Here is a 12,717-nt window from a genome sequence, read left to right as displayed (position 1 = left end):
AACGCCGCGCGGCCCGCCCTACGAAACTGTGGCGGCAGAAGTCATGTAGGGTGGGCCGGGCGGCGTTCCGCTTCAGCCCACCGAGCGGTCGTTAGTCGACGCACTCCGGTCGTTTCAGCCCACCACCAGCCAGCCTCAAGGTTCAGTTATGTAGGGTGGGCTTCAGCCCACCAACAGGCCCCGCCGATTTTCAGTCGCGCTTGTTGGCAACTTCCTCCGCCATACGCGTCAGGCCCAGGTGGCGTACGTCGGTGCCGCGCACCAGGTAGATCACCAGTTCGGCGATGTTGCGGGCGTGGTCGCCGATGCGTTCCAGCGAGCGCAGCACCCAGATGACGTTGAGCACGCGGGAGATCGAGCGCGGGTCTTCCATCATGAAGGTGACCAGCTCGCGCAGGGCGGTCTTGTATTCGCGGTCGACAGTCTTGTCGTACTGCGCCACGGACAACGCCAGGTCGGCGTCGAAGCGGGCGAAGGCGTCCAGCGCCTCGCGCACCATCTTGCGCACCTGGTCGCCGATATGACGCACCTCGACGTAGCCGCGCGGCGACTCGCCTTCTTCGCATAGCTGGATGGCGCGGCGGGCGATTTTGGTCGCTTCGTCGCCGATGCGCTCGAGATCGATCACCGACTTGGAGACACTGATGATCAGCCGCAGGTCGGAGGCCGCTGGCTGGCGCCGGGCGAGGATGCGCACGCATTCCTCATCGATGTTGCGCTCCATATGGTTGATCTGATCATCGACGTCGCGCACCTGCTGGGCCAGTCCGGAATCGGCCTCGATCAGCGCGGTGACTGCGTCGTTGACCTGCTTCTCCACCAGCCCGCCCATGGCCAGGAGATGACTGCGCACCTCTTCCAGCTCGGCGTTGAACTGCTGGGAGATGTGTTGGGTGTGGCTGTCTTTGCTGATCATGTCTTTCGCTCCGAGGAGGCTGCCGCTAGGCGGCGCTGGTGCGCAGCGCACCCAGGTAAATTGGAAACCACGCGAGCCCGTCTGGGCTTTGGCAGAGTGTGTCAGGCAAGGAGGCGGAACGCAGACAGTACGTTTTTTGTACGGCAAGTTCCGCCGACGCCGCCGGGCGCGCTCTGACATGGCCAGACATCAACCGTAGCGGCCGGTGATGTAATCTTCTGTCTGCTTCTTAGCCGGGTTGGTAAAGAGCGTATCGGTGTCGCCGTACTCGATCAGTTTGCCCATGTACATGAACGCGGTGTAGTCGGAGACGCGGGCGGCCTGCTGCATGTTGTGGGTGACGATGACGATGGTGTACTTAGCCTTGAGCTCGTAGATCAGCTCTTCGACTTTCAGCGACGATATCGGGTCGAGCGCCGAGCTGGGTTCGTCGAGCAGCAGCACTTCGGGCTGCACGGCGATGGTCCGAGCGATGACCAAACGCTGCTGCTGACCGCCGGAAAGGCCCAGCGCCGATTCGTGCAGGCGGTCCTTCACCTCTTCCCACAGCGCTGCACCCTTGAGCGCCCATTCGACGGTTTCGTCCAGCACGCGCTTCTGCTTGATTCCCTGAATGCGCAGGCCGTAGACCACGTTCTCGTAGATGCTCTTGGGGAACGGGTTGGGCTTCTGGAACACCATGCCGACACGGCGGCGCAGGTCGGCAACATCTTCACCCTTGCGGTAGATGTTGGTTCCATCAAGGTTGATGGCGCCTTCGATGCGACAACCGTCGACCAGGTCGTTCATCCGATTGAAGCAGCGCAGCAGCGTGGACTTGCCGCAACCGGACGGGCCGATGAAGGCCGTCACGCGCTGGCGCGGGATGTTCATGCTGACGTTGAACAGCGCCTGCTTCTGACCGTAGTACAGGCTCAGATCCGGCACCTCGATGGCCACCGGCTCGTCGGCCAGGCTGAGGCTGCGCTTGTCGCGGCCAAGGGCGGAAATGTCGATGGAATGGGTATTCGATTGCATGTGCTCACTCCGTTCGCAGCCACAAGCTGCAAGCTACAAGCCGCAAGCTCAAACCGGCACTCCTCACTTTTCTTGAGGCTTGCCGCTTAAAGCGTGCAGCTGCTGTTAATGATCCAGCGCCTTGTATTTCTCGCGCAGGTGGTTGCGGATGACGACCGCACTGAGGTTGAGCGTCGCAATCACCAACACCAGCAGCAACGCCGTCGCGTAGACCAGCGGCCGCGCTGCTTCGACGTTGGGGCTCTGGAAGCCGACGTCGTAGATGTGGAAGCCCAGGTGCATGATCTTCTGGTCCAAATGCAGGTAAGGGTAGTTGCCGTTGAGCGGCAGCGAAGGCGCCAGCTTGACCACACCCACCAGCATCAGCGGCGCCACTTCGCCGGCCGCTCGGGCCACGGCGAGGATCAGGCCGGTCATCATCGCCGGACTGGCCATGGGCAATACAACCTTCCAGAGCGTCTCCGACTTGGTCGCACCGAGGGCCAACGAGCCTTCGCGGATCATCCGCGGAATACGCGCCAGGCCTTCCTCGGTGGCGACGATCACCACCGGCAGGGTGAGGATCGCCAGGGTCAGCGACGCCCACATCAGGCCTGGCGTACCGAAGACAGGAGCCGGCGCCGCTTCGGGATAGAAGATGCGGTCGAGCGAGCCACCCAGTACATAGACGAAGAAGCCCAGGCCGAACACGCCGTAGACGATGGACGGAACACCGGCAAGGTTGTTGACCGCGATGCGGATGATGCGGGTGAGCACGCCCTGTTTGGCATATTCACGCAGATAGACCGCCGCGATCACACCGAACGGAGTAACGATCACCGCCATGATGATGGTCATCAGCACGGTGCCGAAAATCGCCGGGAAGATGCCGCCCTCGGTATTCGCCTCGCGTGGCTCGTCGCTGACGAACTCCCAGACCTTGGCGAAGTAGAAGCCCAGCTTGTCGGCCACCGACATGGCGTTCGGTCGATAGGCGCGCACGACCTTGTCGAGCGTGATCTCCTTTTCCTGACCGTCCATGGTGCGCACGACGATGCTGTCGCGGTTGAAGCTCTGGTAGAGCGACACCAGTTCGCCCTCGAGCGCCTTGTACTCGGCATCCCACTGGGCGCGCTCGGCGTCCAGCTGCGCCTGCGCGGCGGCATCGAGTTCACCGTCGAGCTCCAGCTTGCGGGTCTTCAGGCGCAAACGCTCGAGGCCATGGTTGATGCGGCCGATATCGGCCTTCTCCAGATACGAAATCTGCGCATGCAGCTCGTCGATGCGCTCGATGCGGCGCTGAAACTCTGCCCAGGCGGCAACACCCTCGGCTACCAGCTGTCCACTTTCCTTGACGCTCAGCAGCTCGCCATAGAAATTGCCCCATTCGCGACGCTCGATGACGATCAATTCAGCTGGCTTGCGCGGGTTGCTCAACCATTCGCCGACGACCCAGGAGAAGTCCGCGCCATAGACCTCACGGTTGCCGACCTTGAGCAACTCGCGGGTCATGAACTCGCCGCCCTCGACGTCCACCGGCAAACCGCTGGCGGCCAGACGGGCACGCGGTACCTCTTCGGCCTGTACCAGCTCGCCGGCCAGCACGCGTGGCTCGGCACCGGGCACTTGGTAATCGGCGACCATGACGTCGGCCGGCCAGAAGTGTTCCAGCCCGCGCACGGCGATCACCGCCAGCAGGCCGAGGGTCATGATCACGGCGATGGAGACCGCACCGGCGTTCATCCAGATCCAGGGAGTGCCGCTCTTGATCCAGTTTGTCAGCGAATCCTTTTTCACGGATCGATACCTTTGTCGAAATCTTGTCGCAGCCAAGGGCTGCACGCTTGTCAGTGCCCGCAGGCGTGGCCCTTAGAGGCTGGCGTACTTGCGACGCAGGCGCTGGCGAATCAGCTCGGCCAGCGTGTTCATCACGAAGGTGAACATCAGCAGCACCATCGCGGCGAGGAACAGCACGCGGTAGTGGGTACTGCCTACCTCCGATTCGGGCATTTCCACCGCAACGTTGGCCGCCAGGGTGCGCATGCCTTCGAAAATGTTGGCTTCCATAATCGGTGTGTTGCCGGTGGCCATCAGCACAATCATGGTTTCGCCGACCGCGCGGCCCATGCCGATCATCAGTGCCGAGAAGATGCCGGGGCTGGCAGTCAGCAGCACCACGCGGGTCAACGTTTGCCAGGGCGTCGCACCGAGCGCCAGAGAACCCAGGGTGAGGCTTTTCGGCACGCTGAACACGGCGTCTTCAGCGATCGAGTAGATCGTCGGGATCACCGCGAAGCCCATCGCCAGACCAATCACCAAGGCGTTGCGCTGATCGAAGGGAATGCCCATTTCGTTAGTCAGCCACAAGCGCATGTCGCCGCCGAAGAACCAGTTCTCCAGATAGCCGCTGACGGCCAGCGAGCCCCAGCCCACCGCCAGGATTACCGGGATCAGCAGCACCGCCTCCCAACCCTCCGGCACGCTCAGGCGAACGTTTTCCGGCAGTCGGCTCCAGAGCCAGGCAGCCAGCAGAATCCCCAGCGGCATCAGCAGCAACAGGCTGAAGATGCCGGGCAAGTGGTTTTCCAGATAGGGCGCGAGAAACAGGCCGGCGAAAAAGCCCAGGATGACCGTGGGCAGCGCTTCCATCAGCTCGATCACCGGCTTGACCTTGCGGCGCAGGGCTGGGGCCATGAAGTAAGCGGTGTAGAAGGCCGCGCAGATCGCCAGCGGTGCCGCCAGCAGCATGGCGTAGAAGGCCGCCTTGAGGGTACCGAAGGCCAGTGGCGAGAGGCTCAACTTGGGTTCGAAGTCACCGGTCGCGGAGGTCGACTGCCAGACGTAATCCGGTTCCGGATAGCTTTCGTACCAGACCTTGCCCCACAGCGCGCTCCAGGAAATCTCCGGATGCGGATTATCGATCACGAAGCGCTGCAGCTGATCGCCCGACTCCACCAGCAGGCGGGTGGCCCGCGGCGACAGGGCAGCGACAGCCGCACCCTCGGCGACCGGTTCGGTCAGCAGCGTGCGATGCGCGGTGCTGTGGAAAATCCCCAGGGTGCCGGCACTGTCGAGGGCGAGGAAGCCCTTGCGGCGCTCTTCGGAAAGGATTTGCGTGATCGGCTGACTGCCTAGCTGGAAGTTGCGCACATTCTCAAGCTCGGCCTGACCATCGCTGCCGCGCACCATGAACCATTGACCGATGCCGCCCGTCGAGTCGCCGACCATCAGCGAGATGCCACCCAGCAAGGCAGCGACGCTGGTGATTTCACCCTTGCCACCAAGCAGTTTGTAGCGCCCGTTGAGTTGCTTGCGGCGTAGATCGAAGACGTCGACGCTGGCCCGGCCACTCACCGCGAACAGCCACATATGGCGCGGATCGATGCGCAGCGCTTTGATCGGCTCGGATAGCTGCGGCAGATCCAGGCGATCTTCCTCCAGGGTGGTCTCACCGGTCAGCAGATTTTCCGTGGCGGAGATGCGCAGGGCCTGCAGCGCGCCGTCAGTGGCGCCAGCGACCATCAGGGTCTTGCCATTCAGGCTGACCGCGGCGTGGGCGATGGGCCGACCTTCGGGGTCGAGCTGCAGCGGTTCCTGGCCGAACGGATAATCCAGCTGCGGGGTGATGGTCTTGTCGCCGTTCGGGTAGGTGATCTTGTAGTTGTGCTCGACGACCAGCACTTGGCCATTGTCCAGGCCCAGCACGATACGGCGGTTACCCGGCGTGTCCTGCCCAACCGAGACGATGCGGCTGTCAGCCGGCAGCGGCAGTTCGATGGTGCGCAGGGATTCGCCGGTCCGCAGGCTGAAGAAGCGCACCAGGCCATCGTTACCCAGGCGCATGGCGACCTGGTTCTGCTCTTCCATGGCCAGCAACAGCGGCTCGCCAGCGTCGGCCAGCCAGGCGGGCTGTTGCGCATCACGCGCCTCCAGCTCCGCGCCCTGGAACATCGGCAGGACGACCTGGGCGAGGTAGAAGAAAATCAGGCAGATGGCGCCCAGCACGGCGAGGCCACCGATGGAGACGTACCAACGCGCCAGGTTGTCTTTCAGCGCGCGGATGCGGCGCTTGCGTTGCAGAGCCGGGGTATTGAAGTCCAGCCGTTGCACATCGGAATTCGCGCTCATGGTCTCTATATCGTTCATGCGAAGGGTCCTGGCCGCTCAGGCCGCTAAAACTGCCGCGCCTCTGGGAGCGAGTCGTTTCCACTGGCTACGGAGGGCCGGTCGGGCGCCTAATTTAATAAAGCCGTGTGACAGAAACATTACAGCGAGGTGACGCGACGACGCCCGCCAGCGCAAAAATGCGTGGCGGGCGTCTTGATCAGGCTCGCAGCGGGCGCCGCAAGCCTGGCAGCAGGTCTTAGTTTTCCAGACCCAGTTCTTTCAGTGTCTTGTCGACAACGGTCTTCGGCAGCGGGATGTAGCCGTCCTTGACAACGACTTCCTGACCCTGCTTCGACAGCACCAGCTTGAGGAACTCGGCATCGATCGGGCTCAGTGGCTTGTTCGGGGCCTTGTTCACGTAGACGTAGAAGAAGCGTGCCAGCGGGAACTTGCCAGCCAGGGCGTTCTCTTCGCTGGCTTCAAAGGCTTCGCCACCCTTGGACAGTGGAACGGCGCGGACGCTGGAGGTCTTGTAGCCGATGCCCGAGTAACCGATAGCATTCAGGGTGCTGGAAATCGACTGCACCACCGAGGCGGAGCCCGGCTGCTCATTGACGTTGGGCTTGAAGTCACCCTTGCACAGGGCTTCTTCCTTGAAGTAACCGTAGGTGCCGGACACGGAGTTGCGACCGAACAGCTGAATCGGCTTGCTGGCCCACTCGCCAGTCAGACCCAGATCGCCCCAGGTCTTGATGTCCTGCTCGCCACCGCACAGACGGGTGCTGGAGAAAATGGCATCGACCTGCTCGATGTCGAGGCTCTTGATCGGGTTGTCCTTGTGTACGAACACAGCCAGGGCGTCGATGGCGACCGGCACTTCGGTCGGCTTGTAGCCGTACTTCTCTTCGAAGGCCTGGATTTCGTTGTCCTTCATCGGCCGGCTCATCGGGCCCATGTTGGCAGTGCCTTCGGTCAGAGCCGGCGGTGCGGTGGAGGAACCGGCAGCCTGAATCTGGATGTTGACGTTCGGGTAGCTGCGCTTGAAGTCTTCGGCCCACAGGGTCATCAGGTTGGCCAGCGAGTCGGAACCGACGCTGGACAGGTTGCCGGAAACGCCGGAGGTCTTCTCATAGGTCGGCAGTGCCGGATCAACAGCGGCAACAGCGCTGGCAGCGCCTACACCAGCGGCAACGAAGGTCAGGGCCGCCATCAAACGATTCAGTGTCATACCTTGCTCCTAGCAGGGGTGTGCTCGAGTGTGTTGGAACGGGGGCCATTGTCTGCAGGCCGCGTGAACACTCTATGAACGGAATGTGACAATCTGGTTACGGCAACGGAGACGCGACTGCACGGTCGCTGCTGAAACATTCAGCCGCTATACTCGCCCCGGCCCGCACTACCGCGGGTTTTTCGCGCCAGAACAACAACCGCGCCGCGAGTCGACCGATGAAAGAATACGAACAGGAAGATCCGATTCCACAGGGCGATCTGGCCCTGCAACTCACTGCGCTGCCACGCGAGACCAACGGGTTCGGCGATATCTATGGTGGCTGGCTGGTCTCGCAGATGGATCTGGCCGGGACCGCCATGGCCAGCCGCGTGGCAGCCGGCCGCGTCGCCACGGTGTCCATCGATCGCATGGCCTTCATGGTGCCGGTGGCGGTGGGCGCGCAGCTGTCCTTCTATACCCAGACGCTGGATGTCGGGCGCAGCTCGATTCGCATGCTCGTGGAGGTCTGGAGCGACGATCCTGTCTCCAGTGAGTGGCGCAAGGTTACCGAGGCGGTGTTCGTCTTCGTGGCCATCGACGGTAGCGGTCGCACTCGCCCGGTATCACCACGCCGCTGAGCAGCTGCGGGCCTCGGTTGTCTGACCGGCGCTCATCGCGTAGCGGTTCTTGCCGGCCTGCTTGGCTTCGTACAAGGCCGTGTCGGCGGCGTGATACAGCTGTTCGGGCGTCTGCTCCGGCTGCAGCACCGCCACGCCAATACTCGACGTGACGTGGGCACCATGCACCGAGGCCGGATGCGGCAACGCACGCTCTTCCAACTTTTGCAGTATCTGTCCGGCGATGGCCTGTGCCGATTGCGCATCACAATCGAGCAGTAGCAGCGCAAACTCCTCACCGCCCACCCGCGCCGCCAGATCCAGCGGCCGCCGCGAGAAGCCCGCGAGCAGCGTACCGAACTCCCGAATCAATGCATCGCCCGCCGGATGACCGAGGCTGTCGTTGTAGTCCTTGAAGTTATCCAGATCGAGCAACAACAAGGCCAGCGGCTTGCGTTCGCGCCGCGCCTGTAACAGCGTCTGCGGCAAGGTGCTATCGAAGCTGCGGCGGTTGGCCAACCCCGTCATGGCATCGTGCTGAGCGACCCAGCCGAGCAACTTGCGCATCAGAAACTGCTCGCGCTGCGAGTATTCATGGACGTAGCGGCTGATCGCTCCGAGCACCAGCAACAGCAGGTAATAGCTGACCGAAATCCAGTGCACCAGCAGCTCGCTCGGTGAAAGCACCACGACCGCGATCAGTACATCGAACAGAACGATCGCCATCGCACTGGCCAGGGCACGCCAGAAGGTTACGCCGAGAAAGAAGAACGAGCAGACGATCAACAGGCCGGCGCCATAGCGAAAGGCGAGCTCCGGCTGGGTGAGCTCGTATTGCATGTCGATCCGCGCCGCGATCACGCCGATCAGCACAAGGAACGCCGGGAACATACGGTTAGCGATGATTCGCGCCCGTCGCATGAACAGCGTCAGCACCAGGATTGCCAGACCGGGCACGATCTGCAGCAGGCGCAGCACGGTCAACTCACGCAACCAGTCGGGATCGTGATCACCGAATAGCTGGTGCTCGACATAGAGGTAACCGCAGACCACCAGGATCAGCAGACAGGCACCTAGCTGCTGCGCCAATCGCGCCTGGCGACCAATATAACGGCGGAATTCGCGTTCCAGGTCCGGTGCGAACAGCAGGCGTCGGAAACCATCGAGCAGCTGCTGCCCGTACGGTGTGTCCCGATAATCCTCGGCGGACTTGGTTTCTATGGTTCGCATGGGAGACGCTCATATACAGAAGCGCGCATATGATATCAATTAGGCATCATCGTGCTCGTTTTTCCGATGAGCGCCAGCCTCGGTGCAGCACCACTACGTCTGGCTTGCGGACACAAACGCAACGCCGCACTATCGCCTATCTACATGCACCACTGGATGTATCGCGTGACTGCCCTTCTGCTCGCCCTCTGGCCTTTATTTGCGTTGATCGTTGTCGGCTATTTTCTACGGCTGAAAGAATTCCCCAACGAGGCATTCTGGCCGGGCGCCGAACGAATCAACTATTTCGTGCTGTTCCCGGCGCTGCTGTTCAGCAGCCTGGCCACTGCGCCGTTGAACAATCCTGCACTGCCGCGCCTGGCCGGCGCGGTCATGCTCGGACTGGGGCTGGTATGGATCGGACTGTTGCTGGCCAAGCGGATGCGCGGCTGGCCGGCCGCTCGCTTCGGCGCGTTTGCCCAGGGCGCACTACGCTTCAATACCTATCTGGGCCTGGCGGCGGTCGGCAGCCTGTTCGGCAAGGAAGGCCTGGCGCTGGCGGCACTGATGCTGGCGCTGATGGTGCCAACGGTAAACGTGATGTCGGTGTGGGCGCTGACCGCCGAGCGTGGCGTCAACGTGCGTTCGCTGCTGTTGCCGATCATCAAGAACCCGCTGATTCTCGCCTGCCTGGCCGGTGCACTGGTGAACCTCGCAGGGCTGGGTTTGCCCGGCGGGACCGATCGACTATTGAGCCTGCTGGCCGCTGCCAGCTTACCGCTAGGGCTACTCTGCGTCGGCGCGGCACTCAAGCCGCAGGAGCTGAGCGGGGAGATCCCGGCGCTGGGCTGGAACAGCGCGGTGCGCCTGCTGGCCGTCCCGCTGCTGGCTTATGGCGTGGCATTGGCTCTCGGATTACCGGACATGGAGACGACCATCCTGGTGCTGTTCTTCGCCCTCCCCACCGCACCCACCGCTTACGTCCTGACCCGCCAACTTGGAGGCGACAGCCACCTGATGGCCGGCATCATCACCCTGCAGACGCTGCTCGCTGCGGCCAGCTTGCCGTTGGTGCTGACGTTGTTGAACGGATGATCAGCGCAGATCCTGCGTGCGAAGCAAGCGCAGCAGCGCCACTGCCAGGCCGACACCCAACGCGCAGAGCGTAAGCAGGGGCCCGAGATAGCCTAGCGCGTCCTGTAGCCAACCGAGCAGATGGTGCATCCATGCGGTACGCCGCGAAGCTTCAACCGCCACGTAGCCGCCCTGCACCCAAACCTTGTAGGCAGCATGCAGTGGAATCAGCGTCAGCGGCTGCAGCATCAGGCACAGCCAATAACCACTGCGCCGATACGAACCCAGCAATCCCCAGGGCAGATAGGCGGCACGGATCAGCTGAAAGAAGCAGAAGATGTAATAGCCAACCAGCAGCAGCACCAAAATGCTGGCCAGAGAGGGATCAAGCCAGAGCTCACGCAATACGGCCGCTGTGAGCAACAGGCTAAGCAAGCCCCAGACCAGAAGAAAGAAGGTTTTCATCGGGTGTCCCGGTGATCGACGAACAGCCATCGGAACAGAATTGCGCGACCCAAACGCACAACCGCTTCACGAAACAAGTTGCGATGCGCTGCGATCATGCTGACTTAGCTGTGCACGCTCAGAACAAGCTGAGCTGATTTCCCGTCGGCTCGGTTGCAGAGGAGCCCGGTAGAGGCTCTTCTGTGGCTCTGGTCGCTGCCTCGTGTAGTACCAGTCTTTCAGCCAAACCCGCAGCTCGCTCGGCACGGGTGTTTACCGCCTCGGCGAGACGCGCCGGCAGCGCCCAAATTTCCACCTTGCGCTTGGCTCGAGTAATGCCGGTGTAGAACAGCGAGCGGGTCAGCAGTGGACTGGGTTGTTCCGGCAGCGCCAGTAGCACCTCATCGAACTCCGAGCCCTGGCTTTTGTGCACGGTCATGGCGAAGGCGCTGTCATGGCTCGGCAGCCGCGCCGGGGCGAAGCCGCGATAACCGTCATCCCCCTCGAAAAACACGCGCAGGCCATACTCGGTTTTCAGACAGAGACCAATGTCGCCGTTGAACAGGCCCAGCGCGTAATCGTTCTGCCGCACCATCACCGCACGGCCCGGATACCAGCGTTCGCGCGCCGGCACGCCGAGGTGCCGCTTGAAGCGCGCCTCCAGCGCCTCGTTGAGACCGGTCACGCCAAAGGTGCCTTCGCGCTGAGCAGTCAGTACGCGAAAGCCATTGAAGGCATCGAATGCAGCGATCGGGTCCGCTTGCCGTGCGGCCTGCAGGTAAGGCGCATAACCCTGCTCCAGCCGTTCGATCAGCGCAGCGGAAGTGGGCGCCGCGTTCCAGGCCAGATCGGCGCGACCTTCCTGCAACAACGCGACGGTACCCTTGGCGTCGCCGCCGTTGATCCGCCGCGCCAGTTCGCCGATGCCACTGTCGCCGGCGAAGCGATGGCTGTGGGTCAACAGCACCACCGCATCACCCAGGCGCGAGCGCGGCGTCTCAACCGGCACGCTTTGCCCGGTGATGCGTTGCAAATCACCCGCTGCCTGGGCGTCGAAGCCGCGCCCTTCGCAGAGTTCGGCGAACACCGCGCCGGCCTCCACCGCGGCTAGTTGATCCTTGTCGCCGAGCAGGATCAGCCGTGCCTTTGGCGGCAGCGCGACAACCAGTTTGGCCATCAGCGCCAGATCGACCATCGACGCCTCGTCCACCACCAGCACGTCCAGTGCCAGCGGGTTGGCCGCGTCGTGGCGCACTTTCGGGCTGTCGCCGCGACTGCCGAGCAGGCGATGCAGCGTGCGCGCCTCGTCCGGCAGCGCGTCCTTGAGCGCATCGCTTATCGGCAAATTGGCCTTGGCATTGCGAATCGCCTCGGCCATGCGCGCCGCCGCTTTGCCAGTGGGCGCTGCGAGACCAATCGCCAAACGCTCGCCGCCAGGCTGTTCCAGCAGCGCCGCCAGCAACCGCACCACGGTGGTGGTCTTGCCCGTGCCGGGGCCGCCAGAAATCACTGCCAGCCGACGGCGTACCGCCTGCGCCGCAGCCAACCGCTGCCAGTCGGGGCTTTGCTGATTGAAGGCGAACAATCGCGCCAGACTCTCGCTGAGCTGCGGTTCGTCTACCTCCGGCACATCCGCCGAGCGGGACAGCAGCTGTTCGGCCAGTTGCTGTTCGTAAGCTTGGTAACGGGACAGATAGAGGCGGTCGCCGACGAGCGTGAGCGGTGCGTAGTCATCGGGCCCACCGACCAGCGGGGATATCGTCAGCTGCTCACGCCAGCTAGCGAGTGGCGGCAGGCTGACATCGTGATCCGGCCAGGGACGTTTGCCGGCCAGGCTCCCCAATTGCAAACAAACGTCGCCGTTACCAAGCGCCTCGCAACACAGCGCGGCGCCGAGTAGCACCGGCTCCGCGGCCTCAGGATCGAGGCGCCGCAAACCGTCAATGAAGGCACGTTCCAACGGGCCGAGCGGCAGGTCCGAGCGAAGCGTCATCGCACGTCCCCCCACGCGGTAGGCGTCGCGCCGTTCACGCGGTGGGCTGAAGCCCACCCTACAGAAAAGTTGGAGCGCGCCGGCTCCAGGCTTGCCACCTGTAGGGTGGGCTTTAGCCCACCAAGAAGTGCACCACATGGGCGTTGTGCTG

Annotated in this window: 10 protein-coding genes; 2 read left to right on the top strand and 8 right to left on the bottom strand. The window is 63.0% G+C overall.

Translation table 11 applies throughout. The features are described 5' to 3' along the window. Window positions 1-190: 190 nt before the first annotated feature. From phoU to GYM54_RS15515, 5 genes are all read right to left on the bottom strand, one after another. Window positions 191-916, bottom strand: a complete 726-nt coding sequence (gene phoU / locus GYM54_RS15535; protein ID WP_131649462.1) for a phosphate signaling complex protein PhoU — start codon at window positions 914-916, stop codon at window positions 191-193. Between the two features lie 189 nt (window positions 917-1,105). Further along, entirely contained in the window at window positions 1,106-1,933 is an 828-nt protein-coding gene (gene pstB / locus GYM54_RS15530) for a phosphate ABC transporter ATP-binding protein PstB (RefSeq protein ID WP_131649461.1), read from the bottom strand. Window positions 1,934-2,038: 105 nt separating this feature from the next. Beyond that, entirely contained in the window at window positions 2,039-3,655 is a 1,617-nt protein-coding gene (gene pstA / locus GYM54_RS15525; protein ID WP_197444968.1) for a phosphate ABC transporter permease PstA, read from the bottom strand. Between the two features lie 126 nt (window positions 3,656-3,781). Further along, on the bottom strand, window positions 3,782-6,058 hold the full coding sequence (locus GYM54_RS15520) for an ABC transporter permease subunit (protein WP_131649459.1): 2,277 nt from the start codon (window positions 6,056-6,058) through the stop codon (window positions 3,782-3,784). 217 nt (window positions 6,059-6,275) lie between these two features. Then, complete coding sequence (locus GYM54_RS15515) at window positions 6,276-7,247, bottom strand: PstS family phosphate ABC transporter substrate-binding protein (protein ID WP_181099458.1); 972 nt, start codon at window positions 7,245-7,247, stop codon at window positions 6,276-6,278. A 218-nt stretch (window positions 7,248-7,465) separates the two neighbouring features. Here GYM54_RS15515 and GYM54_RS15510 point away from each other — a divergent pair, with 218 nt between their 5' ends. Continuing rightward, window positions 7,466-7,867, top strand: a complete 402-nt coding sequence (locus GYM54_RS15510; protein ID WP_131649457.1) for an acyl-CoA thioesterase — start codon at window positions 7,466-7,468, stop codon at window positions 7,865-7,867. On the opposite strand, the gene GYM54_RS15505 is transcribed toward GYM54_RS15510, so the two are convergent. Further along, window positions 7,853-9,076 (bottom strand): diguanylate cyclase, encoded by a 1,224-nt coding sequence (locus tag GYM54_RS15505; RefSeq protein WP_131649456.1) that lies wholly within the window; start codon window positions 9,074-9,076, stop codon window positions 7,853-7,855. The two genes, GYM54_RS15510 and GYM54_RS15505, sit on opposite strands and share 15 nt — an antisense overlap. 144 nt (window positions 9,077-9,220) lie before the next feature. Here GYM54_RS15505 and GYM54_RS15500 point away from each other — a divergent pair, with 144 nt between their 5' ends. Beyond that, window positions 9,221-10,150, top strand: a complete 930-nt coding sequence (locus tag GYM54_RS15500; RefSeq protein ID WP_197444967.1) for an AEC family transporter — start codon at window positions 9,221-9,223, stop codon at window positions 10,148-10,150. On the opposite strand, the gene GYM54_RS15495 is transcribed toward GYM54_RS15500, so the two are convergent. Then, complete coding sequence (locus GYM54_RS15495; protein ID WP_197444883.1) at window positions 10,151-10,594, bottom strand: hypothetical protein; 444 nt, start codon at window positions 10,592-10,594, stop codon at window positions 10,151-10,153. Between the two features lie 118 nt (window positions 10,595-10,712). Then, a complete protein-coding gene (gene recD / locus GYM54_RS15490) occupies window positions 10,713-12,566 on the bottom strand; it encodes an exodeoxyribonuclease V subunit alpha (protein WP_197444882.1) in 1,854 nt (617 codons plus the stop codon). Between the last annotated feature and the right edge of the window lie 151 nt (window positions 12,567-12,717).

The sequence above is a fragment of the Pseudomonas sp. MTM4 genome (genome assembly GCF_019355055.1).
In the GTDB taxonomy this organism is placed as follows: domain Bacteria; phylum Pseudomonadota; class Gammaproteobacteria; order Pseudomonadales; family Pseudomonadaceae; genus Stutzerimonas.
The sequence above is the reverse complement of the archived record's forward strand: the minus strand, read 5'-3'. Positions and strand labels throughout refer to the sequence as shown.

Coding starts and splice junctions, on each gene's coding strand:
- phoU (WP_131649462.1), bottom strand. CDS start 916: ATGATCAGCAAAGACAGCCACACCCAACACATCTCCCAGCAGTTCAAC.
- pstB (WP_131649461.1), bottom strand. CDS start 1,933: ATGCAATCGAATACCCATTCCATCGACATTTCCGCCCTTGGCCGCGAC.
- pstA (WP_197444968.1), bottom strand. CDS start 3,655: ATGAACGCCGGTGCGGTCTCCATCGCCGTGATCATGACCCTCGGCCTG.
- GYM54_RS15520 (WP_131649459.1), bottom strand. CDS start 6,058: ATGAACGATATAGAGACCATGAGCGCGAATTCCGATGTGCAACGGCTG.
- GYM54_RS15515 (WP_181099458.1), bottom strand. CDS start 7,247: ATGACACTGAATCGTTTGATGGCGGCCCTGACCTTCGTTGCCGCTGGT.
- GYM54_RS15510 (WP_131649457.1), top strand. CDS start 7,466: ATGAAAGAATACGAACAGGAAGATCCGATTCCACAGGGCGATCTGGCC.
- GYM54_RS15505 (WP_131649456.1), bottom strand. CDS start 9,076: ATGCGAACCATAGAAACCAAGTCCGCCGAGGATTATCGGGACACACCG.
- GYM54_RS15500 (WP_197444967.1), top strand. CDS start 9,221: ATGCACCACTGGATGTATCGCGTGACTGCCCTTCTGCTCGCCCTCTGG.
- GYM54_RS15495 (WP_197444883.1), bottom strand. CDS start 10,594: ATGAAAACCTTCTTTCTTCTGGTCTGGGGCTTGCTTAGCCTGTTGCTC.
- recD (WP_197444882.1), bottom strand. CDS start 12,566: ATGACGCTTCGCTCGGACCTGCCGCTCGGCCCGTTGGAACGTGCCTTC.